The following is a 24,141-nucleotide window of genomic DNA, read 5'->3' as shown; positions in this document are numbered from 1 at the left end:
TTCGGCGGGTTTTTTATTGCCTGCAATTCGGGATTACTCGTTAATGATGATGCTGCCATCGGCCTGCTGCCGGTACACCGTGTAGGGCAGCAGCAGGGTGTCGAGCGCACCGGAAATAACCGCGTCAGCCACCACGACGAAAGGAACAGAGGAGTGCGTCTGGTCGTCATATCCACTCTGCAATGGGGCATTCAGATAGCAGAAATCAAAGGTCATGCCGCTGTAGATTCGCGGGACCGCGCCGCAGTAGCTTTTCCTGTCCTTTAGGCTTTTTACGGCCGATTCATCGCTGAACACCACGGTCTGCACCGTGCCGCAACCCGCGAGCATCATTGCCGTCAACATCATCGCCTGAATTTTCATACCGCCAATCCTTTAGCTGGAAAGCCATCAATCTACGCCAATTCTGAAAAAACAGCACTCACGCCATCGGCGGCAACCGGCGCTTGACCGGGGTTTTCTTGACGATGGCGGTATTGGTTTCGGCGTGGGTGTTGAGGCGGTCGAGCAGGGTGTCCAGCTGTTCCATCGAGCGCACATGCAAGCGTGCGATAAAGCAGTCATCGCCAGTCACCTTGTCGCACTCGGTGAATTCGGGAATGGCCTGGATCTGCCGCTCGACCTCCTGCAACTGCCCCGGCAGTGGCCGGATGCGCACGATGGCCTGGAGTTGATAGCCGAAGCACTTCGGATCGATCTCCACGGTATATCCCTTGAGCACGCCGCGCTCTTCGAGACGACGCAAGCGCTCGGCCACACTGGGCGAGGACAGACCGCTGATTTGCGCCAGGGCCTTGAGAGAACGCCGTGAGTCTTCCATCAGCGCGGTGATCAGCACTTGATCAATGTCGTCAGTCATGACGAAACCTCGATTAGGCGGTTAATCAAAACAGCCTTGATAAAAAAGGCAGAATCCGAGTTTAGCCTGTTTTTTGCGCTGGAGAAGGCTGCCGATGGATCGGCATAATTTGGCCACAAACACAGGAGGTTGAAATGGACAAATCACTACGTCACAGCTCGGTCGAAATGACGGCCGCCATGCTCATTTCCGGGACCATCGGCTGGTTCGTGCTAGTGTCCGGGCAACCGGTGCTGGACGTGGTGTTCTGGCGTTGCCTGTTCGGCGCCGGCACCTTGCTGCTGATCTGCGCGGCGTTCAGCTTTCTGCGCCCGGGCATTCTGACCCGCACCACGTTCCTGCTTGCGGTGCTCAGCGGCGTGGCGATTGTCGGCAACTGGCTGCTGTTATTTGCCTCTTACTCCCGGGCATCGATTGCCATCGGCACGGCGGTGTACAACGTTCAGCCGTTCATGCTGGTGGGCCTGGCCGCGCTGTTTCTTGGCGAGAAAATCACCTTGCAGAAGCTGTTCTGGCTGGGCATTTCTTTCCTCGGGATGCTGGCGATTGTCAGCGCCCACGGCGAGCAGGGCGCAAGCGGTAATGATTACCTGATGGGGATCGGTCTGGCGCTCGGTGCGGCGCTTCTTTACGCGATTGCCGCATTGATCATCAAGCGCCTGACTGGCACGCCGCCGCATCTGATCGCCTTGGTTCAGGTCTCCACGGGGGTGCTGCTGCTCGCGCCGTTCGCGCATTTTTCGGCATTGCCCCAGGCGCCGAGTGCCTGGGCCAGCCTGGTGACCCTGGGCATCGTGCACACCGGCGTGATGTACGTGTTGCTCTACGGCGCGATTCAGAAACTGCCGACGGCACTCACCGGTGCACTGTCGTTCATCTACCCGATCGCGGCGATTTTCGTCGACTGGTTCGCCTTCGGACATCGTCTGGAACCGCTGCAATGGCTGGGTGTGGCAGCGATCCTGCTGGCCGCCGCTGGCATGCAACAGGGCTGGGGCCTGAAGCTGCGCCGGGTGGTCACGCCTTAAGTGTCAGATGTTCCAGCGTGGGGCAGTTTTGGCCAGGCGCCCGCGCATTTCGCCGATATTGCCGCCCAGTTGCCGGGTCAACAGGCGATAGCCGTCCAATGGGCTGTAGACCGGCGCGTCGAGGCTGGCGTCCGGCAGCTCCACGGGGCGGTTGAGCCGCTGGGACGCCCCGGACTTCAAGGCCCGGGCCATGCCGATCAATTGAACGCGAATCTGCCGGTGTTCAGTTTTCAACGCCGTTTGCAGATGGGCCATGGCGACCGGGTCATTGGCATCCGGTCGCGTATTCCCGAGGATTTCCAGGGTGCTGACGCACATCCGCAGGTTGCGCTGAATGGCGTCCAGTTCGGTCATGGAAATCCGCACTTCCTTGGACACCGACGGCATCAGCGAGCGCAGTTGCACCAGCACCGTGTTCAGGCGGCCCATGAGTTTGAGGTGTTCGTCATCGGTGACTGGTTGGCCATTGATGATGCGCCCGTAAAGGGTCGCGCAATCGCGCAAGGCATCCGCCAGGTTGTAGCGCCAGGAGAACACCGCGTACAGCGGCAGGGCGAAGGAAAACGCCAGGGCCAGGGCGATGCCGATCAGGATATCGACCCCGCGCCACAAGCCGTCAGTGACTGGATTGTCACCATGCCCGGCAACGATAAACACGGTAATCGCCGATAACAGTGCCGTGTAACCGCCCTTGCCAATGGCGTGATACGAGAAGAACCCGCATACCACCGACATCGCGAAATACGTCAGCCATGGCATGCCGAGCCAGGCCTGTTGCGCCACCAGCAGCAAGCCGACCCCGGCACCAATCAAGGTGCCGATCGCCCGCTCGGCGGCTTTTTTGCCGATATTACCGTGGTGCTGCAAACCGCCGATCACCACCAGCATGGTCACCGACGCCCACTCGCCGTGGGGCAGGTGGATGCCGGTGGTCAGCAGGATTGTCGCCAGCAGCCCCAGCGACACCCGCACCGCATGGATAACCCGGGCGTTGCGATAGCGCCGATACGGGTCCAGCAACGGACGCAGCAGTCGGCGCAGCAACGGTGGCAGGCGAAAGGCGCTCAGTTCGGGTCTCCTCAGAAAATGTAGTCGGTGGTCAGGAAGCTCGAATCCCGCCCGCGAATGATCTCGCTGATGAGGGCTTTGTTGCTGTCCTGGAACTTGGTCGCCACCAGCGTGCGGATCGAAAACACCCGCAACGCGTCATGCACCGACAAGGTGCCCTCGGCGGAGTTCTTGCGGCCGTTGAACGGGAAAGTGTCCGGGCCGCGCTGGCACTGGGCGTTAATGTTGATGCGCCCGACCTGATTGGCAAAGGTGTCGACCAGTCGACCCACCGCCACCGGGTTGGTGCCGAAAATACTCAGCTGCTGGCCGAAGTCCGATTCCAGGACGTAATCGATCACCGTGTCCAGATGCCGGTACGGCACGATCGGCACCACGGGACCGAACTGTTCTTCCTGATAGACGCGCATCTGCGGGTTCACCGGGTACAGCACCGCCGGGTAGAAGAACGACGCGCGGGCCTGGCCGCCGTTGGGGTTGACCACCGCCGCGCCTTTGCTCACCGCATCCGCCACCAGCGAATGCAGGTAATCGACCTTGCTCGCTTCCGGCAGCGGTGTCAGGGCCACGCCGCTGTCCCACGGCATGCCGGGTTTAAGCGTGGCGAGTTTGGCGTTGAATTTCTCGATGAACGACTCGACCACGTCTTCGTGGACGAAGAGAATTTTCAGCGCCGTGCAGCGCTGACCGTTGAACGATAGCGAGCCGGTCAGCGCCTCGCTGACGGCGTTAACCAGGTCCACTTCCGGCAGCACGATGCCGGGATTCTTCGCATCCAGGCCCAGTGCGGCGCGCAAGCGGTGTGGTTTCGGATGCAGTTTTTTCAGGTCGCTGGCGGCCTTGTTGGTGCCGATAAAGGCAAAGATATCGATCTTGCCGCTGGCCATCAGCGCGCTGACGGTTTCGCGTCCGCTGCCATAGATCACGTTGATCACGCCGGTCGGAAAACTGTCGCGGAAGGCTTCCAGGAGCGGACGAATCAGCAGCACGCCGAGCTTGGCCGGTTTGAACACCACGGTGTTGCCCATGATCAGCGCCGGAATCAGCGTGGTGAAGGTTTCGTTCAGCGGATAGTTGTAAGGCCCCATGCACAAGGCAACGCCCAGCGGTACTCGGCGAATCTGGCCGAGGGTGTCCTGCTCCAGCTCGAAACGGCTGGAGCGGCGGTCGAGTTCCTTGAGGGCGTTGATGGTGTCGACGATGTAGTCGCAGGTGCGGTCGAACTCTTTTTCCGAGTCCTTGAGGTTCTTGCCGATTTCCCACATCAGCAACTTGACCACCGCGTCCCGTTGCTGGCGCATGCGCCCGAGGAAGGCTTCGACGTGCTGGATGCGCTCGGCCACGCGCATGGTCGGCCACAAGCCCTGGCCACGGTCGTAGGCACGGACGGCGGCGTCGAGGGCGGTCAGGGCGGTTTCGGCATCCAGCAGCGGCGTACTGCCGAGGATCACTTGCTCGTCGCCATTCTCGCCGGTCAGGTACACCGGGCTGCGGACCTGGGCGAGAGGGCCGTTCCAGGTGCGCAGTTCGCCGTCGACCAGGTATTCGCGCTGCTCGGTCTGGCCGTCGAGGCGGTATTTTTCCGGGATGTCGCTGCTGTCGGGAAACAGATTGCCAAGGATGTGTGCTGTGGTCATGTCGCTACCCCGTCTGGATTCTGTAATGCGCTGATGAATCGTTTTAGCAGACCTGGGCCTCGCTTGTCATGACCCATCTCAGGTGAGCGTTGCTTATTCAAGATAGACGCTACTCGCACTAATCGACACCAGCCCCTGTGGGAGCGGCGGTGCGACGATTCGACTTGCTCGCGAAGGCGGTGTGTCATTCAACATTGATGTTGGCTGGTCCACCGCATTCGCGAGCAAGCCCGCTCCCACAAGGTTTTTCGGTGGCCTCAGAAGTCCCCCTTTATGTCCCGCAATGCCCTCAACCTCCCGACACACCTGGCTTACCGTGGCCTCTCCTTGATCACAATAAAAATGTGCTTCCGGCTCGCGGTGGCACCCAACGAGAGGACGGCTATGCCGACAAACAGGTACGCGGCGTTTCTGATCGTCGCCACGCTGCTCAGCGGCTGCGGTGAAGAACCCAAGACCCCCGCCACCCGCAGCGAAGCGGCCAACGCAGCGCCCAGCGACGCTGCACTGGCCCAAATCTACGCCAACAGTTGCCAGCTCTGCCACGCCAACCCCGCTGCCGGGGCGCCGCTGACTGGCGACCAAAAAGCCTGGGAGCCACGAGTGCAGCAGGGCGCCGACACGCTGCTCGATCACGCGATCAACGGCTACAACGGCATGCCGCCGATGGGCCTGTGCATGCAGTGTTCGGAGGAAGAATTCCTCGCGCTGATTACCTTTATGTCCGGTCAGTCCATCCAACAATAAGAACGGCAGGTGCACTTCATGACAATGGACCTGACACGACGTCAGTTACTGCAACGGGCGAGCGTCATCGGCGCCTTCACCGCCCTCGGCTCGAGCCCGGCGCTGGCCGAGTTGCTGCGGGCGCCGCGGTTGATTCCCTGGCGCAACTGGTCCGGCGGCCAGAGTTGCCTGCCAGCGGCGCGACTGGCACCGAAGAACCTCGACGAACTGACCCAGGTGATTCGCCAGGCGCCCGGCAAAATAAGACCCGTCGGCTCGGCCCATTCCTTCAGCGCCCTGGTGCCCACCGACGGCACGCTCTTGTCCCTGAGCTACTTCACCGGTTTGCTCGATCACGACCCCAGCACCTTGCAGGCGGAGTTCGCCGCCGGCACGCCGATGTCGCGCATGGGCACGCCGCTCAAGGACATCGGTCAGGCCCTGCAAAACATGGCCGACATCGACTACCAGACCCTCGCTGGCGCCATTTCCACCTCGACCCACGGTACTGGCAAGACCTTTCAATCCTATTCCGCCCACGTCTGCGGCCTGCAACTGGTGACCGCCAACGGCGAGGTGCTGGACTGCGACAGCAGCCGCCATCCCGAAGTGTTCAGCGCTGCCCGCGTCTCCCTCGGGGCCTTGGGCGTGGCGACGAAAATCCGCCTGCAAAACCGCCCGGCCTATCGGCTAAGAGAACGCCAGTGGATCGCCAAGACCGAAGAGTTGCTGGAAGACATCGACAAGAACACCCAGGAAAACCAGCACTGGGAAATGCTCGTGGTCACCCATTCCGACTACGCCCTGTCCATCGCCCTGAACGAAACCACCGACCCGGCCACGCCACCGATTCCGGCGGATGAAGAGGGCGGCAACGAGTTCGTGACCCTGATCGAGAAGATCGACAAGTACGCCAGCGACTTCCCCGACCTGCGGCGCACGATGCTCAATAACCTGCGCCACCTCGCCAGTTTCGATGACCGGGTCGGCGACTCGTTCGACATCTACGCCAACGTGCGCACCGTGCGCTTCAACGAGATGGAATATTCAGTGCCGGCGGAACACGGCCCGGCCTGCCTGCGGGAAATCCTCAAACTGATTCAGGACAAAGACCTGCGCACCTGGTTTCCCATCGAGTATCGCTATGTGAAAGCCGACGACATTCCCCTGAGCATGTTCGAAGGCCGCGACAGTTGTTCGATCTCGGTCCATCAGCATTACCAGATGGATCATCACAATTTTTTTGCCGCCGTCGAACCGATCTTCTGGAAGTACAACGGCCGGCCGCACTGGGGCAAGTTGCATACCTTGAATGCGAAAAACCTGCAGCCGCTGTACCCACGCTGGCGAGAATTCATTGACGTGCGCCAAGCCCTCGACCCCAGTGGCAAGTTCCTCAACGCGCATCTGACGTCGATTCTGGGGGTGAACTGATGGCCGTGAATCGTCGTAATTTTCTGCTGGGGACCTTGGGTGTCGGTGCGTTGCTGGTGGGCGTCGGCGCGTGGCTGCGGCCGGGGGACCGGGGCGGGCCGTACAGCGATTATTTCCGTGGGCTGAACCGCGAACTCAAGGATCACGGGCCGATGCGCCCGGTGATGCTGATCGACCTGGATCGCCTCGATCACAACATCGACGTGGTGCTGCAATCGATCCGGCGCGCCGGCAAGCACCTGCGCCTGGTCGAGAAATCCCTGCCGGCGCCGGGGCTGCTGAGCTACATCGCCCAGCGTGCCGGGACGAAGCGCTTGATGTCGTTTCACCAACCGTTTCTCAACCATGACGCCGTGCTGTTTCCCGACGCCGACATCCTGCTGGGCAAACCGCTGCCGGTGCGTTCGGCGCAGGTGTTTTATGACACCCACAAAGGCCCTTTCGACCCGGTGCGGCAGTTGCAGTGGCTGCTCGATACTCCCGAACGGCTCCAGCAATACCTGGCGCTGGCCCAAGGGTTGGGCACGCGGTTGCGGGTAAACATCGAACTGGACGTCGGCCTGCATCGCGGCGGCGTCAGCGACCTGGGCGTGCTCGGGCAGATGCTGACGCTGATCAGCGCCCACCCGCAACACCTGGAATTCGCCGGGTTCATGGGCTACGACCCGTTCGTGGGCATGGGCGTGCCGGGGATTCTCGGTTCGCCGGAGGAACTGTTCGCCAACGTGATGCTGATCTACAACCGCTGCGTCGATTTCACCCGGCAGCAGTACCCCGGCCTGTGGCGCGAAGGGCTGACCCTCAACACCGCCGGCAGCCCGAGTTATCGCATGCATGAGCACGAAAACCTGAGCAGCGAAGTCTCGGTGGGCACGGCGATGCTCAAGCCGACTCACTACGATTTGCCGTCGCTGGTGGACCATGTGCCGGCGGCGTACATCGCCACGCCGGTGTTAAAAAGCACCGGGGCGGTGAACATCCCGGCGCTGGATGACAAGTCGAAACTGTTCTCATGGTGGGACGCGAACCAGCGGGAGACGTTCTTCATTTACGGCGGCAATTGGATGGCCGAATTCGAGTCACCCCAAGGCTTGCAGAGCAATGGCGTGTATGGCCGCAGCTCCAATCAGGAAATGGTCAATGGCTCCAGCGCCGTGGGGTTGGCGGTGGAGGATCAGGTGTTCTTGCGGCCGATGCAGACAGAGTCAGTGTTGCTGCAGTTTGGGGATTTGCTGGCGGTGCGGGAGGGTAAAATCGTCGACACCTGGCCGGTCTACACCTGAACACTGAGATCCCCTGTAGGAGCGAGGCTTGCCCGCGAAAGCGGTGGGTCAGGCAATAAAAATCTGACTGACACACCGCCTTCGCGGGCAAGCCTCGCTCCTACAGGGGGGGCTCGCCATTCAGGTGGATCGCGGGTTAGAGTCAGTGGCCACTCAAGGAAGAATGCCCATGCCTACCACCGACCCCACCATCACGATCCAACGCTTCAGCGAAGCCCATATCGACAGCATCACCGCGCTCTACAACGACCCTGCGATCACCCGCCAAGTGCTGCAAATGCCTTTCCAGTCCACCGAAGTCTGGCGCAAACGCCTGGCGCCGGATAACGAGCGGGTCGTGCGATTGGTGGCGCTGCATCAGGGCGTGGTCATCGGCAATATCGGCCTGGAGCAGTTCTCGCGAATTCGCCGCAGCCACGCCGGCAGCATCGGCATGGGCGTCGCGGTGGAGTGGCAGGGCAAGGGTGTGGGCTCGAAGTTGCTGGCGACGGCGCTGGACGTTGCCGACAACTGGATGAACCTGCGCCGGGTCGAGCTCTCGGTGTACGCCGACAACGAAGCGGCCATCGCGCTCTACCGCAAATTCGGGTTTGAAGACGAAGGCCTGTTCCGCGACTACGCCGTGCGCGACGGTGTGCTGGTGGACACCTTGAGCATGGCGCGTCTGCGCACCCTGCCCAAGGCCGGTTGAGTCAGTCGCCCAGCGCGAACGCCACCGCCGCCCGGGCGTGCAGTTCGGTGGTATCCAGCAAGGGCAGGGCGCTGTGTTCGGGTTTGATCAGCATGCCGATTTCCGTGCAACCGAGGATGATCGCTTGCGCGCCACGTCGGGTCAGGGATTCGATGACTTGCTGATAGACCCGGCGCGACGCCTCGCTGATCACCCCGACGCACAATTCGTCGTAGATGATCCGGTGCACAGCCTGGCGTTCCTCGGCTTGCGGCACCAACACCGTCAGGCCCATGGCGCTCAGGCGGTCCTTGAGGAAATCCTGTTCCATGGTGAACGCCGTGCCCAGCAAACCGACCTTGAGCGCCCCGGCATCCAGCGCCGCCAGACCGGTGGGGTCGGCGATGTGCAGGAACGGAATGCTGATCGCCGCCTGAATCTGCCCGGCCACCTTGTGCATGGTGTTGGTACACAGCACCACGCACTCGGCGCCGCCCGCTTCCAGCCTGCGCGCGGCATCCACCAGAATCGCCGCCGCATCGTCCCAGCGCCCGGCATGCTGGGCCTGTTCGACAGGCCCGAAGTCGACGCTGTACATTAGCAATTGCGCCGAACGCAACGGTCCGAGGCGGTCGCGGACTTGCTGGTTGATCAGGCGATAGTATTCGGCGCTGGATTCCCAGCTCATGCCGCCGATCAGGCCGATGGTGCGCATGCTGTGCTCCTGTTTAATGGCAACCCTTTGTTAGAGAGTCTCCCGTGGATCCGCGCTTCGATCTATCAGGAAATTTCACATGCTGAGCCAACGCCTGCTGGGCGACCAACTCTGCTTGCAACTGTTGCCCCGTGCCGCCTACAGCGCTCGGGACCCTGCGCAATGGCACACGCTGGGCGTGACCCTGGAGCGCCAGCAAGGGGTGCATGCCATCGATTCCGACCATCGGGTGGACTTTGACACCTTGCCCGGCGTCCTGGCGCACACGCCGGTGGGTGTTGAGGTGTTTTCAGAATCGGCCAGTGGCGGCGAATACCTGCTGCTGCGGCTGGACGAAGCGTTTGCCCGTCAGCACCTGCCGTCAGTCAATCACCGGATACAGTTCGCCGGCCAAAGCGAGGCCTTGGGACTGGCCCGAACGCTGCGCCGCCTGATGCTCGATCCGCAACGCGACAGCCTGGCACTGGAGCAAGCAACATTGGCCTTGATCGATCAGGCGAGCGCGCCAGCGAACGACCGCCCCACGCCCAAGGCCCTGACCCGCGTGTTGGACCAGATCGCCGAACAGTTTCATCAACCCCTGAGCCTGGAACAGTTGGCCGTCACCTATGGCCACAATGAACTGCGTTTCCTGCGCGATTTCACCCGCGCCATCGGCCTGACGCCCCATGCCTATCTGGTCGAAGTGCGCTTGCAAGCGGCGCGACGCATGATCGAGCAGAGCAACTCTCCCCTGGCCAGCATCGCGCTGGACGCCGGGTTTGCCCATCAGTCGCACATGGGCAGCGTCTTTCGCAAACACCTGGCCATGACCCCCAGCCAGTACCGCTCACGCTTTTAGTCGTACGCCCGTCGCTGGCATCTGCCATGCTCAAAGTCCGCAGCACGGCTTCAACCTAAGGAACACCGCAATGGACGACGTACAGCAACTGGGCGAGATGCTTCGCCACTACGCAGAAAGCGAAGCGCACAAGAAGCAATTGTTTGAGTCGCAATCGGCCGTGTGGGCGACGCGTATTGGTGAGCTGTTCGATCAGATCCAGCACTGGCTGGAACCGGTCCAGGTGCCGAACCTGCTGGAGGTGAGCCGCGAGCTGTACGTCGCGTCCGGGCCAAGCGTGCCGGTCGAGACCTCGACCTTCAAGACCGAGAAACTGACCATTGTGATTGCCGGCAAACCGGTGGAATTCGTGCCGGATGTGATGGGCGCCGGTGGCCAGATCTCCCTGGCCGTGATGGGCCTGACTGCCGCACGTTACGGCAGTATTTCCCTGGTGTGCCTGCCACCGTCGACCAACTGGCAGTGGCGCAAGACCAATGGCCTGAAAGACCCGGATACCTTTGCCTTCGATGCGAATTTCCTGGCGTTGCAATTGCAAAGCCTGATACCCCGCGAACGCGGCTGACACATAACACCTGTGGGAGCGGGCTTGCTCGCGAAAGCGGTGTATCAGTCACAACCTTGTTGACTGACACTCCCTCTTCGCGAGCAAGCCCGCTCCCACAGGGGGATTGGTGTTTGTATCAGACCTCGAGGTTGCCCCACCCCGGCTTCGCCTCTTCCGGCGCCACCGCTTTCACCTTCTTCCCCGTTGCCAATTCCACCCGCTTCGCCACTTCCGGGTCATCGGCGAACGGCATCAGGCTCGCATCCTCCAGGCTCTCGGGCGTCTGATGCTTCAGGCAATACTCGATCGCCAGCCAAAACCCCACGACGCCAAACAGATTCAACAGCATTTCCATCATTCCGACCCTCACGCAATCTGCGCTTCGCGCTCAGCCATCGCCACGTCCGCCACCCGTACGGTGCGCCAGGTGTTGTACGCCATCAGCAGCATGCCGCTGAGGAAGAACACGCCGCCGGTGAACCGCACCACGTAGCCCGGATGGCTGGCCTGCAAGGCTTCGACGAAGGAATAGGTCAGCGTGCCGTCGTCGTTGATTGCGCGCCACATCAGGCCCTGGGTGATGCCGTTGACCCACATCGAGGCGATGTAGAGCACGGTGCCGATGGTCGCCAACCAGAAGTGCGCGTTGATCAGGCCGATGCTGTGCATCTGCGGGCGGCCGAAGACCTTTGGCACCATGTGGTAGATCGCGCCGAAGGTGATCATCGCCACCCAACCGAGGGCGCCGGCGTGGACGTGGCCGATGGTCCAGTCGGTGTAGTGGGAGAGGGCGTTGACGGTTTTGATCGCCATCATCGGCCCCTCGAACGTCGACATGCCGTAGAACGCCAGGGACAGTACGAGAAAGCGCAAGATCGGGTCGGTGCGCAACTTATGCCACGCGCCCGAGAGCGTCATCATGCCGTTGATCATCCCGCCCCAGCTCGGCGCCAGCAGGATCAGCGACATCGCCATGCCGAGGGACTGCGCCCAGTCCGGCAGCGCCGTGTAGTGCAAGTGGTGCGGACCCGCCCAGATGTACAGGGTGATCAGTGCCCAGAAATGCACGATCGACAACCGGTAGGAATACACCGGCCGCCCCACTTGTTTGGGCACGAAGTAATACATCATCCCCAGGAACCCGGTGGTCAGGAAGAAGCCCACCGCATTGTGCCCGTACCACCACTGCACCATGGCGTCGGTGGCCCCGGAATACACCGGGTAGGACTTGAACCAGCCCACCGGAATCGACAGGTGATTGACCACGTGCAGCATGGCGATCACCACGATGAACGCGCCGAAAAACCAGTTGCCGACATAGATGTGCTTGGTCTTGCGCTGCACCACCGTGGTGAAGAACACGATGGCGTAGGCGACCCACACCACGGTCATCCACACCGCGCCGGAGAACTCGATCTCGGCGTATTCCTTGGTGGTGGTGTAGCCTAGCGGCAGGCTGATCAGCATGATCACGATCACCGATTGCCAGCCCCAGAAGGTGAACGCGGCGAGGGTGTCCGAGTACAGCCGCACCTGGCAGGTGCGCTGCACCGCGTAATAACTGGCCGCGAATTGCGCGCTGCCGGCGAAACCGAAAATCACCAGGCTGGTGTGCAGCGGACGCAAACGGCCGAAGGTGGTCCACGGCAGGTCGAGGTTCATCTCGGGCCACACCAGTTGCGAGGCGATCCACACGCCCATGGCCATGCCGATCACACCCCAGACAATGGTTGCCACGACGAATTGGCGGACGACCTTATAGTTGTAAGCCTGTCCGATTGTTGCTGTGCTCATGGTCAGTTCATCCATGCAAAGTCTTGCCAGGCCACCCGGTCTGGCATGGGATGCACTGTAGAAACCCTGCTGGAAACAAAACAGACTCAGGAAAACTCGATTTATGCGGATCAGATATGAGGCATGCCTGCGGCCATCTGCCGCGCTCTGATACGGTTTTTAAGGTTTCAGGTGGGTCTGTAACGCGCTGCGCCGCAGGTTCATAGTCGCCCCATCGAAAACGGGCCGCAGAGCCCGACTCCCGGCGCAATCCCTGTGGGAGCGGGCTTGCTCGCGAAGAGGGCGGCACAGTCAACATGGATATCGCCTGACCCACCGCTTTCGCGAGCAAGCCCGCTCCCACACGTTTTGTGCCCAACCCTGATGAGAGGCCACCACATGTATCAGTACGACGACTATGACCGGGCGCTGGTGTTCGAGCGGGTCGCGCAGTTTCGCGACCAGGTCGAGCGCTTCACGGCCGGTGAGCTGAGCGAAGAAGAATTCCTGCCCCTGCGTCTACAAAATGGCCTCTACATGCAAAAGCACGCCTACATGCTGCGGGTCGCCATCCCCTATGGCACCTTGAGCGCCGGGCAGATGCGCACCCTGGCGAGCATCGCCCGGGATTACGATCGCGGCTACGGCCACTTCACCACCCGGCAGAACATGCAGTTCAACTGGATCGAACTGGCCCAGGTGCCGGACATCCTCGAACGCCTGGCCCAGGTGGAAATGCACGCGATCCAGACCTCCGGCAACTGCGTGCGCAACATCACCACTGAAGCCTTCGCCGGGGTCGCGGCGGACGAGTTGATCGACCCGCGGCCCCTGGCGGAAATCCTTCGGCAATGGTCGACCATCAACCCGGAATTCCTGTTTCTGCCACGCAAGTTCAAGATCGCCATCTGCTCGGCCAAGCAAGACCGCGCGGCGATCATGATGCATGACATCGGCCTTTACCTTTATCCCGGCAGCGAGGGGCAAATGCTGCTGCGGGTGATCGTCGGCGGTGGACTGGGGCGTACGCCGATCCTCGGTTTGCAGATTCGCGAAGGCTTGCCGTGGCAGCACTTGCTGTCTTATGTCGAGGCGGTGCTACGGGTCTACAACCGCCACGGTCGGCGGGACAACAAGTACAAGGCGCGGATCAAGATCCTGGTCAAAGCCCTGGGCATCGACGCCTTCGCCCAGGAAGTGGAGGAGGAGTGGCAGCACCTCAAGGACGGCCCGGCGCAATTGACTGAGGTTGAGTACGAACGGGTGGCCAGTGCCTTCGTGCCGCCGGTGTATCAAGCGCTGGCCGGCACCGACCTGGATTTCGGCACACGCCTGGCGCAGAACCCGGCGTTCGCTCGTTGGGTCGCGCGCAATGTGCAACCGCACAAAGTGCCGGGGTACGCCAGCGTGGTGCTCTCGACCAAACCCGGCATCGCTTCACCGCCGGGGGACGTCACCGCCGAGCAGATGGAAGCGGTGGCGGACTGGTCCGAGCAGTTCGGTTTCGGCGAAATTCGCATCGCCCACGAGCAGAACATCGTGCTGCCGGACGTGACCAAATCCGACCTCTATGTACTGTGGTGCCTGGCCTGCGATCAAGGGCTGGGCAGCGCCAATATTGGCTTGTTGACCGACATCATCGCCTGTCCCGGCGGCGACTTTTGCGCCCTGGCCAATGCCAAGTCGATCCCCATTGCCCAAGCGATTCAGGGTCGATTCGAAGACTTGGACTACCTGCACGACCTGGGCGACATCAGCCTCAATATCTCCGGCTGCATGAACGCCTGCGGCCACCACCACATCGGCAACATTGGCATTCTCGGCGTGGATAAGAACGGCAGCGAGTGGTATCAGATCACCCTCGGCGGCGCCCAGGGCAGACACAGTGCGTTGGGCAAGGTTATCGGCCCGTCCTTCAGCGCCGCCGAAGTACCGGATGTGATCGAGGGCATCATCGGCACCTTCGTGCGTTACCGCGAGAGCGAGGAACTGTTCGTCGATACCGTGCAGCGCATTGGCCTGGAGCCGTTCAAGGAACGGATTTACCAGAAAGTGCGGGAAGCGACGCTATGAACAATCTGTTGCGGCTGGAGGAGGGTGTGGCGCGGGTTGATCTTGATGACACGTGGACGCTGGTGCGGGAGGTTGACGTCGACTTGCCTTCGGGGCGGTTGATTCTGCCGTTGGCCCGCTGGCTCGATGACCCGACGCGACACGGCGTTTGGTTGGGGCCGGACGATGAGGTTGAATGCCTGAAATCCTGCTTCAACCTGCTGCCGCTGATTGCCCTGGATTTTCCGAGTTTTCGGGACGGTCGCGGGTATAGCCAGGCTTATCTGCTGCGCACGCGGCTGGGCTGGACCGGTGAACTGCGAGCGATTGGCGATGTGCTGCGGGATCAGTTGAGCCATATGCGGCAATGCGGGTTTGACAGTTTTGCGGTGCGCGAGGACAAGTCGGCTGAAGATGCGTTGAAGGGACTGGCCGGGATGAGCGTGTTGTATGGGCGGTCGGTGATTGAGCCGCGGCCATTATTCCGACGTCGGTAAACACAGCAAGATCAAAAGATCGCAGCCTTCGGCAGTTCCTACAGGGGAATGAGTACACCTGTAGGAGTTGCCGAAGGCTGCGATCTTTTTGCTTTGGCGGTTGATGGCATTTTGGTAGAGTCCGCGCACTCAGCCGGTTTTCAGGCTGCATGGATGAAATCAAGAAGGGAGTCTGGCGCTGTGAGTTTCGGCAAGAAGATTTTGGGGCTGACGGCATTTCTGCTGATGCTGACCCTGTGGGCTGGCTATTTTTACGTGTTCCAGGAAAACCGTGGCGGACAGTTGGGCGGGGCCTATGACAGCATCGCCTGGTGTGGCACGCCGCCGTCGGCCGATGCGTTGTCCCTGGGCAAGGATCAACTGACCCTGCGCATCACCAACAACCTGCGTGGTGAGTTCATGCTCGGCGGCTCGATCATCGTGTCCGAGCGCACCTTCAATCGCTACGACCTGGGCCGCAACGAACTGCGCCTGCGCCTGGAACCGTTGCAATGGTCGTTCGGCGCCACGCCGGTCTTCCTTGAACAGGTGCGGATCAAACCCCTGAGCCGCAACCTCGCCGCTGACAACAAAAGCGCCTTCGCCGAACTGGACTCGCGCCCCATCGGAGTGCAGGGCCGGGCCACCGAGTTTCCCTTCGACACCTACCGCTACGGTTACAAACCGGTGCTGTATTACCTCAAGGGCAATGAGCGGATTGACCTGCGCTTTCGCCACATCACCACGCTGATGGAGATGTCGAACACCTTCACCCCGATCCAGAAGTACAACCGCGTGGAGTACATCAACGAGAAAACCCCGCTGGTGCGCGATGAGGATTACAAGCCTTACGCCGCCAACGAGTGCGCGTTCAGCGTCGAGCGCAAGGGCTCGTTCAAGGTGATCGTCTTGCTGTTGCTGCTGGTGATCTGCCTGCCGCTGATGCACGTGTTTTATCGCGACGAGCCGGGCATCGACTTCCTTGCGACGCTGGTGGGGATTGGCGCGGTGCGGGTGTTGCTGGTGGGGCCGTTGCAGGATTTTCAGTTGTACAACATCGACTTTTTGTTTGGCGCGGCGATTTTGCTGGTGGGGACGGTGTCGTTGATCAAGGCGATGCGGGCTAATAGTCGGCGGGCGTTGGCGGCGCAGAGTGGGTCGTCCTGGTGATGATGGGTCCAGAGATTTGGGTTGGTTGAGCTGACGTCTTCGCGGGCAAGCCTCGCTCCTACAAGGATTGCGCAAACCCCTGTAGGAGCGAGGCTTGCCCGCGAAGAGGCCGTCGGATCAACCCCCAATCATTTCAACGCCGGATCCCCCATATTCATTTTTTTCCACCCCTGCAACAACACCTGGGCCTTGGGCTCCTTGCCGTTCTCCAGGTAATACTGGATCAACGACAACCGCGCATTACGATTGGCCGGTTGCACTTTCAATAGCCGCTCCAGCTCCTCGCAGGCCTCATCCACCTTGCCGCTGTCATGCAGCGCCACTGCCAGCACATAGCCGTATTGCGCGCTCTGGGGTTTCAGCGCGGCGGCTTTGTGCAGCAGCGGCATGGCCTGGGCGGTTTTACCCGCACGAATCAGTGACAAGCCTTGGGTGTGCAGCAACAGCGCCGCATCCGGGTGGTCCTTGACGCTCTGCTCCAGCAGCGCCTGTGCCTCAGCACCGCGTCCACTGGCCTCCAGCCATTGCACCAACGTCACCAGCGCCGGGTAGAAGTCCGGGTCGCGTTTCAGCGCCGAGCGCAGCAGCGGTTCGACTTCTTCAGTGCGACCGCTGGCCTGATACAGCATCGCCAGGTTGAGGTTGGCCTCGGCCCGTTCCGCCAGGCTTTGCTGCACCTCCTCGTATTCGGCGATGGCCGCGTTCCAGTTGGCCTGGGCGCTGCCCAAACCGTTGCGCGCCACGCTCAACAGGTCCCGGGCGGCGACGATTCTTACGGCTTTCACCGGGTCGCCCAGTAGCGGCGTCAACAGCGGCGCACGCTCCGGGGGCGGCAGGAAGGCACTGATCGCCCGCACCGCGCTTTCCCGCACTTGTGGCGCCGGGTTGCTCAAGTCTGCCGTCGCCAGTTTCAACGCTTGCTCGCTGGGGTACAGCGGCAGTTCGGCGAGCAGGGTTGCCCGTTGAATCGCCGGTAGGTTGCTGCGTTGCAATTGCTCGTACAAGGCCTGCGCCGCGCCCGGTTGACCGTTGCGGATCAGCCACAGGTTTTCGTCATAACGGGGCGCCTGGACCGGTGAAGCATTGGCCGTGTTCCACCGTTTGAATTGCTCGGTGATTGTGTCCCCGGCCTTGCCCTGATGGCAGGTCAGGCACGCATCCGGCGTCCCGAGTTTCGCTGCGCGCTCGGGGTTGGGAATGCTGAAACTGTGGTCATGCCGAAAGTCATTGCCCATGTAGAACTTGCCCGGCATGTGGCAATCCACGCATTGCGAACCCGGCTGACCCGGTGTGTGGCGGGTGTGTTCGATGGAATCGTAGTTCTTCGCCAGCAAACCCTTGCCATCCACACCTTCCACCGCAGTCTTGCTGGCGGTGTTGTGGCATTGCAGGCACACGCCGTTGCCGGTGGCCTTGAGTTCAGTGCTGTGGGGGTTGTGGCAGTTGCTGCAACGCACGCCTTTATCGAACATTTTGCTCTGGGCGAAGGAGCCGTGTTCGAACACCTCATCCTTGATCTTGCCGTCCAGCGCATACAGTTCGCGGGTCAAGGTGCTCGGCAGATAGTCGTCCATCAAGCGCTTGCCGACGGTGTAGCCATCCCCCAACGGTGCACGGCGCGAGTGGCAGCGGGCGCAGGTTTCGAGCTCGACCGTGGCGTTCTTGTCCTTGAGGTCGACGGCAAAACCGGCGTGGATCAGATCGGTTTTCTTCGCGGTCCATTCCAGATGATTGGACGCCGGACCGTGGCACGCCTGGCAGCCGACACCGAGGCTGTTCCAGTGGCTCTCAAACGTATTTTTCGCCGCATCGAAATTGCGTTTATAGCCGGTGGTATGGCACTCGACGCACATGAAATTGGCATTCTGGCTCGGCTTGCTCCAGTGCAGCGGATTCTTGAAATTCACCCCCAGGCCCGGATACAGATGAAACCACTGGTGCTTCTCCGTATCCCAGGCCACGCCGAGGGCTTGCAGCCGACCTTCGCCCACTTCGATCAGGTATTGCTGCAGCGGCGCGATGCCGAAGGTGTAGGCGACCTTGAAGTCGGCATTCTTGCCATCGATCCCCGGGGTGTTGACCCAGAAATCGTCACCCTTGCGCGAGAACACGGTGGTCTCTTTTTCCGCCTTGAAGGTGACGTTATTGAAGTCCCCCAGCATCGTGTCGGCGGTGGCCGGTTGCATCGCCAATTGGTGATGGGAACCTTGCCAGTCCTTGACCTGCTCGGTGTGGCAGCCCTGGCATTGCTGCTCATCGACCATCGTCGCCGGCGCCGCGGCCACCACCGGTTTGGCCGGTTGAGCGATGGGCGTGCTGACAGGGGCAGGCTTCACAGACACCGGCGCGCTGCTACTGAACAGAAACCCGCCAATCGCCGCCACGGCCAGCAGCAATACACCGATGGTGACGGGAAACAGGTAGCGGTTAATCAGGGTCGGTTGCGCATCAGGGTTTAGGTTTACACCTTTATTTTTATGCTTCGGCATTGCGACTTCCGTAGTCCGAGTGCGTTGGCCGTTCAGGGCGCGCTTTGAAGCTCGATGCAGCTTTGCCGGATGGCAAGCGTCTGTCAAATAGGCGTTGTGCGCTGAGCCACCGGCTTGGATGAACCTTCGATGATGATGACGGCAAAATATGGATATTTGGCTATAACTACCTAGGCGCGTTTTCGACCCTTACAGGAGTTACAGCATGAAGCTTGCGTTAATGATGAGCACACTGTGCATCGCCTCGATCGGCGTGGTCGGCTGCTCCAGTAAAGTGGTCGAACCCGACCAGTATTCCGGGTTTCTCAAGGACTACAGCCAGCTCAAGGAAGCCAAGTCGCCCTCGGGCGCCGAAGTGATGCGCTGGATGGACCCCAAACTCAAAATCGATAAATTCACCAGCGTCTACATCGAGCCGACCCAGCTCTATCCGCAGCCGCAACCCACCGTGAAAATCCCCCAGGCCACCCTCAACGGCATCACCGGTTATTACGACCAGGCGCTCAAGCGCGAACTGGGTAAATCCTTGCCATTGGCCACCGGCCCGGGACCTGGCGTGATCGTGGTGCGTGCGGCGATTACGGCGGTCAGCAGCAAGACCGAAGGCCTCAAGCCTTATGAAGTGATCCCGGTTGCGTTGGTGGCAGCGGCGGTCAGCACGGCCAGCGGGATTCGTGACCAGGAAACCACATTGGCCACTGAGGCGGTGTTCCTCGATGGCGGCAACAACACGGTGGTGGCCCAGGTCGTGCGCAAAGGCACGGGCAAACCGCTGGAGAACGATACCCAGGTGATGAAGGCCGATGACGTCAAAAGCGTGATCGATGGGTGGGCTTCGGATCTGCATCAGTCGTATCTGAAACTCAAATCCAAGTAGCCGTCACAGATCGTTCCAACGCTCTGCGTGGGAATGCCTCAAGGGACGCTCCGCGTTCCAATGGGACGCAGAGCGTCCCGGGCTGCATTCCCACGCAGAGCGTGGGAACGATCAACCTGTAGGAGCGAGGCTTGCCCGCGAAGGCGGCTTAACAGGCGCCACATTACTGCCCGACAAACCACCGGTAATACGGATTCCCGCCATCCCCACGCATCACCTCGCCAATATCCCGCGCCCAGGCATCCCGGTCCCCGTCATAGGCATGCAAACTCGCCCGATAAAACTGCATCAGGCGCTGGCGGTGGGCGTTCATCCGGTCGTTGAAGCCTTCATCGGCATTCACCAGGCTTGGCGCGACATGCAATTCCAGCAGCGCCGGCAACACGCGGCTGATTTCCTTGGCCCGCACCCACGGCGCGTACTCGATGCGCGGCTGATCGTCGGTCACCGGTTGTGCGTCGGCGGCAAAGCGTTCGAGCCCTGCGCGGTCAGTCACCCAGGTCGCGAGCAACGCCGCCGCTGAGCCAATGCCCACGTCTTGCAAGGTGCTGCGCACGCTGTCCTGCTGAAAACGCTGAGTGATCTTCGCCGCGTCCAGCTCAATCGGCTCCATCGAGCCCACCAGCAGCATTTCGTGGAATTCGCTGGTCCACAGGGTGGCGTAGGGGTAGACGTCGAGGAAGCTGCGCACCAGGGAGCGCGAGTCGTCGATGTTCTGGGTGGGCAGCGGCAGCCACTGGGCGACCAGGCCGTTTTTCTGCAGGCGACTGGCGGCCAATTGGTAGAAGTCCCGGGAATAGAGGTTGACCACGCCGGCAGCGGAGGGCGGTGGCGGTTCGAGGGTGATCAGGTCGTAGGTCTGCGGGTTGCGCAGCAGTTCCTGGCGGCCATCGCGCAAGCGCACATCGACGCTCGGATCGCTCGCGGCATTGAAGTTGCCCTTGAACAGCGGCGCGGCTTTAACCACCGAAGGCAGCAACTCGGCGACCACCCGCTGTTCCAGCCCCGGATAACGGGTCAGGGCGCCGGCGGTGATGCCGGTGCCGAAACCGATCACCAGCGCCGAGCGCGGTTCGCCGTTGTGGATCAGCAGCGGCAGCAGCGCCTGGATGCGCATGTAGCGCAGGGACGGCATGGCATCGCCGGTGTTGGAAACCCCTTGGATGTACAAGCGCTGGAAGGCCTTCTCGCCCTTGCCCTGGGTGACCACCGCCACGGTGCCGCCGCGTCCTTCTTCGTAGAAGGCCAGGGTCCCGTTGCGCGCACCGGGGAGCAGGCTCGCGAGTTTGTTGACCGGGGTGAAAATCGCCAGCGCCACCGACAACAAACCAATCGCCACCACGCCCTGGCGCCGACCTTTCTTCACATGGTGACCTTTGCGCACCGCGAAATAACCGATCCCGGCGGCGACCATCGCCAGCAAACCGAGGGTGCGCACCAACCCCAGCAGCGGGATCAGCACGAAGCCGCACAGCATCACCCCGACAATCCCGCCAAGGGTGTTGAATGCCACCACCGCGCCGACGTCCTGGCCAATGCGCTCGCGGCCCACGCTCAGGCGCAAGGCCAGGGGAAACGCCGCGCCCAGCAGCAGGGTCGGCACAAACACGATGCTCAGCGCCGCCACTGCAAACCGCGTGCTCATGCCCAGCAGTTCGCTGGCGCCCAACGACAATACCCAGGCTTCGGCGACACTTTGCGCGAGCACCAACCAACGACCAAGCAGCGCAACTTCCAGTAGCGCGATCAACCCGGCACCGGCAATCAGCAAACCGAACACGCCCCAGGGATCACGAATGCGCTCGACCCGCCGGGCCAGCAGCGCGCTACCGAGAAACAGCCCCGTGAGATACGTCGCCAGCACCACGGCAAACGCGTAGGTGCGGGTACTCATGAACTGCACGATGGATTGCGACCAGACCACTTCGTAACCCAGGGCCACGCCGCCAGCGATGGAATACAGCCACAGGGCCAGGCGATCCGTTGCCTTCTCGGCATGATGCTTCACAGGCGTGGCGGGCGGGATTGAACGATGGCGTTGAAACCACAACGCACCGGCGGCGGCCAGCAAGTTCAGTATCGCGGCGGCCAGGGCGCTGCCGCGCACGCCAAGGGTGGCGATCAGCACAAACGCGGCGAGCAGAGTGCCGGCGATGGCGCCCGCGGTGTTGGCCGCATAGAGCTGACCACCAGCCTTGCCCAGTTGCTGCGGATCGGCGGCCAGCGAGCGCACCAACACCGGCAACGTGCCGCCCATCAGCAACGCCGGAATGCCCACCAGCGCAAACGGCAACACCCAGGCCAGCAGACCGACGTGCTGCTCCAGCCAGGCGAAAGGGCTGGCCGCCAGGCTCATGGCAAACGTCGCGCTGACGCCAATCACGGCCACCAACACTTCCAGCCCGGCATAGAGCAACACCGGTTGCTGCAAGCGATCCGCCCAGCGCCCGAACAACAAGCCGCCCAGGGCCAGCCCGGCGAAAAACGCGCTGATGCCGGTGGTGATGGCATAGACCTCAACGCCGACTACCAGTGACAGTTGCTTGATCCACAACACCTGGTACACCAGCGCGGCGGCGCCGGAGACGAACAGCAGCAGGGCAGGGATCATCAGCGCCGGGGCGGCGACGTGAGGGGTGGGTATGGCCGACGACTTGCTGGCGACACGTGAGGACATTGCGTGGTTGCCTTGTGCATGATCGTTCCCACGCTCTGCGTGGGAATGCATCAATGGACGCTCCGCGTCCGCTTTTGGGACGCGGAGCGTCCCGGGCTGCATTCCCACGCAGAGCGTGGGAACGATCAGTTAGAAAATAAGGCCGCCCGCCGACGAGGGCGAGCGGCGGTCCCGCGTCTTACGGTGCAGCCGGTGCCGCTTTCATTTTTTCTGCGATTTTCGCGTCCACCGCAGCACGGATCTGGTCAATGCTGAAGCTCGCCGGTCTCTGGCTCGGTGGATATTCGATGAACGTTTGCAGGAACTCAGCCGATTTGGTCACCGCAACGCCTGCCAGGTAGACGTTTTTGGTGTTCCAGTCGTAGAACTGATCCGACACCACGTCGGCCCGTTCATACGGGTCCATCCGCAGGTTGAGGATTTTCGGCACCCGCAGGCACACGAACGGTTCGCTCCAGACCCGGAAGCCACCCGGTTGGCGCTGCTCGCAGAACACCACTTTCCAGTTGTCGAAGCGCATCGACACCAGCACCCCGTCATCGTTGAAGTAGTAGAACTCCTTGCGCTCGCCTTTGGGCTGTTGCCCGGTCAGGTACGGCAGTTGGTTGTAACCGTCCAGGTGCACCTTGAAGTTGGTGCCGCCAGCGGTCGGTGCCCAACCTTTGAGCAGTTTGTTTTTGACATCGGCATCACCGGCCGCCGCGAGCAGGGTGGGGAACCAGTCCATCCCGGAGAACATCTCGTTGGAGACTTCACCCGGTTTGACTTTGCCCGGCCAGCGGATGATCGCCGGCACCCGATAGGCGCCTTCCCAGTTGGAGTTCTTCTCGTTGCGGAACGGCGTGGTCGCCGCGTCCGGCCAGGAGAACTGGTTCGGGCCGTTGTCGGTGGTGTAGACGACGATGGTGTTGTCGGCGACTTTCAGGTCGTCGAGGGTTTTCAACAGTTTGCCGACGTCGGCATCGTGCTCCAGCATGCCATCCGCGTATTCGTTGCCGGGCATGCCGCTCTGGCCCTTCATCGAATCGCGCACATGGGTGAACACGTGCATGCGCGTGGTGTTCATCCAGACGAAGAACGGTTTGTCCGCCTTGACCTGTTTCTCGATAAACGCCTGGGCAGCGGCGGTGGTTTCGTCGTCGATGGTTTCCATGCGCTTGGTGGTCAAGGCGCCGGTGTCTTCGATCTTGCCGTCGGCGAAGCTGTGGATCACGCCACGCGGGGTGTTGGCCTTGACGAACTCGGCGTCATCCTTGGGCCAGTACGGACGTTCGGGTTCTTCTTCGGCGTTGAGGTGGTAAAGGTTGCCGAAGAATTCGTCGAAACCGTGGTTGGTCGGCAGGTATTCATCCCGGTCGCCCAGGTGGTTCTTGCCGAACTGGCCGGTGTTATAGCCGAGGCCCTTGAGCGCCTGGGCGATGGTGATGTCGCGTTTTTGCAGGCCCACCGGGGCGCCCGGAATGCCGACTTTCGACAGGCCGGTACGCAGGGGCGTCTGGCCGGTGATGAAGGATGACCGTCCTGCGGTGCAGCTGTTCTCCGCGTAGTAGTCGGTGAACATCATGCCTTCCTTGGCAATCCGGTCGATGTTGGGAGTCTTGTACCCGACCACGCCCATGGAATAGGCGCTGATGTTGGTCTGGCCGATGTCGTCGCCGAAGATCACGAGAATGTTGGGTTTTTCAGCGGCCCCGGCAGTTGCCGAAATCGCCATGACCGAGGCTGCCACCAGGGCAAGTTTCGGTAGCCACTTGAGTATGCGAGTCATCTGACTTGCTCCTTTTGCTCACTTGCGTCGCCTCAAAGCGACAAACGTTTA

21 protein-coding genes are annotated in these 24,141 nt (G+C 61.5%); 11 read left to right on the top strand and 10 right to left on the bottom strand.

The window, feature by feature from the left end:
• Positions 1–33: 33 nt before the first annotated feature.
• A complete protein-coding gene (locus BK665_RS17480; protein WP_123407607.1) occupies positions 34–363 on the bottom strand; it encodes a YceK/YidQ family lipoprotein in 330 nt (109 codons plus the stop codon).
• A gap of 58 nt (positions 364–421) precedes the next feature.
• Positions 422–859, bottom strand: a complete 438-nt coding sequence (locus tag BK665_RS17475; protein ID WP_008155029.1) for an Lrp/AsnC family transcriptional regulator — start codon at positions 857–859, stop codon at positions 422–424.
• A gap of 134 nt (positions 860–993) precedes the next feature.
• On the opposite strand from BK665_RS17475, the gene BK665_RS17470 reads away from it, so the two are divergent.
• Positions 994–1,887: a DMT family transporter gene (locus BK665_RS17470; protein ID WP_123407605.1), complete on the top strand. Its 894-nt coding sequence runs from the start codon at positions 994–996 to the stop codon at positions 1,885–1,887.
• A 3-nt stretch (positions 1,888–1,890) separates the two neighbouring features.
• Here the strand turns inward: BK665_RS17470 and BK665_RS17465 are convergent, their stop codons facing one another.
• On the bottom strand, positions 1,891–2,931 hold the full coding sequence (locus BK665_RS17465; protein WP_185076547.1) for an FUSC family protein: 1,041 nt from the start codon (positions 2,929–2,931) through the stop codon (positions 1,891–1,893).
• A gap of 35 nt (positions 2,932–2,966) precedes the next feature.
• Entirely contained in the window at positions 2,967–4,592 is a 1,626-nt protein-coding gene (locus tag BK665_RS17460) for an NADP-dependent glyceraldehyde-3-phosphate dehydrogenase (RefSeq protein WP_123407603.1), read from the bottom strand.
• Between the two features lie 384 nt (positions 4,593–4,976).
• On the opposite strand from BK665_RS17460, the gene BK665_RS17450 reads away from it, so the two are divergent.
• From BK665_RS17450 to BK665_RS17435, 4 genes are all read left to right on the top strand, one after another.
• Positions 4,977–5,339, top strand: a complete 363-nt coding sequence (locus BK665_RS17450; RefSeq protein WP_123407601.1) for a c-type cytochrome — start codon at positions 4,977–4,979, stop codon at positions 5,337–5,339.
• Positions 5,340–5,357: 18 nt separating this feature from the next.
• Entirely contained in the window at positions 5,358–6,752 is a 1,395-nt protein-coding gene (locus tag BK665_RS17445; protein ID WP_123407599.1) for a D-arabinono-1,4-lactone oxidase, read from the top strand.
• Between the two features lie 74 nt (positions 6,753–6,826).
• Positions 6,827–8,035: a DSD1 family PLP-dependent enzyme gene (locus BK665_RS17440; protein WP_185076549.1), complete on the top strand. Its 1,209-nt coding sequence runs from the start codon at positions 6,827–6,829 to the stop codon at positions 8,033–8,035.
• Positions 8,036–8,204: 169 nt separating this feature from the next.
• Positions 8,205–8,726 carry a GNAT family N-acetyltransferase gene (locus tag BK665_RS17435; RefSeq protein ID WP_123407595.1) on the top strand — a complete coding sequence of 174 codons (522 nt, stop codon included), beginning with the start codon at positions 8,205–8,207 and terminating at the stop codon, positions 8,724–8,726.
• A gap of 1 nt (position 8,727) precedes the next feature.
• Here BK665_RS17435 and BK665_RS17430 read toward each other — a convergent pair whose 3' ends face one another.
• Positions 8,728–9,420, bottom strand: a complete 693-nt coding sequence (locus tag BK665_RS17430) for an aspartate/glutamate racemase family protein (RefSeq protein WP_123407593.1) — start codon at positions 9,418–9,420, stop codon at positions 8,728–8,730.
• Positions 9,421–9,499: 79 nt separating this feature from the next.
• Between BK665_RS17430 and BK665_RS17425 the strand changes: the two genes are divergently transcribed.
• On the top strand, positions 9,500–10,261 hold the full coding sequence (locus BK665_RS17425; RefSeq protein WP_123407591.1) for a helix-turn-helix domain-containing protein: 762 nt from the start codon (positions 9,500–9,502) through the stop codon (positions 10,259–10,261).
• Between the two features lie 70 nt (positions 10,262–10,331).
• Positions 10,332–10,826, top strand: a complete 495-nt coding sequence (locus tag BK665_RS17420) for a hypothetical protein (RefSeq protein WP_123407589.1) — start codon at positions 10,332–10,334, stop codon at positions 10,824–10,826.
• Positions 10,827–10,944: 118 nt separating this feature from the next.
• Here the strand turns inward: BK665_RS17420 and BK665_RS17415 are convergent, their stop codons facing one another.
• Together BK665_RS17415 and ccoN are read right to left on the bottom strand one after the other, a co-directional pair.
• A complete protein-coding gene (locus BK665_RS17415; protein WP_123407587.1) occupies positions 10,945–11,166 on the bottom strand; it encodes a cbb3-type cytochrome c oxidase subunit 3 in 222 nt (73 codons plus the stop codon).
• 8 nt (positions 11,167–11,174) lie between these two features.
• Positions 11,175–12,602: a cytochrome-c oxidase, cbb3-type subunit I gene (gene ccoN, locus BK665_RS17410; RefSeq protein WP_123407697.1), complete on the bottom strand. Its 1,428-nt coding sequence runs from the start codon at positions 12,600–12,602 to the stop codon at positions 11,175–11,177.
• Between the two features lie 378 nt (positions 12,603–12,980).
• Between ccoN and nirA the strand changes: the two genes are divergently transcribed.
• From nirA to BK665_RS17390, 3 genes are all read left to right on the top strand, one after another.
• A complete protein-coding gene (nirA, locus tag BK665_RS17400; protein WP_123407585.1) occupies positions 12,981–14,654 on the top strand; it encodes a nitrite reductase NirA in 1,674 nt (557 codons plus the stop codon).
• Complete coding sequence (locus BK665_RS17395; protein WP_123407583.1) at positions 14,651–15,130, top strand: DUF934 domain-containing protein; 480 nt, start codon at positions 14,651–14,653, stop codon at positions 15,128–15,130. Before nirA ends, BK665_RS17395 begins: the two co-directional genes overlap by 4 nt.
• A gap of 180 nt (positions 15,131–15,310) precedes the next feature.
• On the top strand, positions 15,311–16,279 hold the full coding sequence (locus BK665_RS17390) for a hypothetical protein (protein ID WP_123407582.1): 969 nt from the start codon (positions 15,311–15,313) through the stop codon (positions 16,277–16,279).
• 128 nt (positions 16,280–16,407) lie between these two features.
• Here the strand turns inward: BK665_RS17390 and BK665_RS17385 are convergent, their stop codons facing one another.
• Positions 16,408–18,768, bottom strand: coding sequence for a tetratricopeptide repeat protein (locus BK665_RS17385; protein ID WP_123407580.1), 2,361 nt, complete (start codon positions 18,766–18,768; stop codon positions 16,408–16,410).
• 205 nt (positions 18,769–18,973) lie between these two features.
• Between BK665_RS17385 and BK665_RS17380 the strand changes: the two genes are divergently transcribed.
• Positions 18,974–19,645 carry a DUF3313 domain-containing protein gene (locus tag BK665_RS17380; RefSeq protein ID WP_123407578.1) on the top strand — a complete coding sequence of 224 codons (672 nt, stop codon included), beginning with the start codon at positions 18,974–18,976 and terminating at the stop codon, positions 19,643–19,645.
• Between the two features lie 163 nt (positions 19,646–19,808).
• Here BK665_RS17380 and BK665_RS17375 read toward each other — a convergent pair whose 3' ends face one another.
• Together BK665_RS17375 and BK665_RS17365 are read right to left on the bottom strand one after the other, a co-directional pair.
• Positions 19,809–22,322, bottom strand: a complete 2,514-nt coding sequence (locus tag BK665_RS17375) for a fused MFS/spermidine synthase (protein WP_123407576.1) — start codon at positions 22,320–22,322, stop codon at positions 19,809–19,811.
• Between the two features lie 178 nt (positions 22,323–22,500).
• Positions 22,501–24,090 carry an arylsulfatase gene (locus tag BK665_RS17365; protein ID WP_123407572.1) on the bottom strand — a complete coding sequence of 530 codons (1,590 nt, stop codon included), beginning with the start codon at positions 24,088–24,090 and terminating at the stop codon, positions 22,501–22,503.
• Between the last annotated feature and the right edge of the window lie 51 nt (positions 24,091–24,141).

It is taken from the genome of Pseudomonas frederiksbergensis (assembly GCF_003732665.1).
Taxonomy (GTDB): Bacteria; Pseudomonadota; Gammaproteobacteria; order Pseudomonadales; family Pseudomonadaceae; genus Aquipseudomonas; species Aquipseudomonas frederiksbergensis_G.
This window is presented reverse-complemented; position numbering and strand designations above follow the sequence as displayed.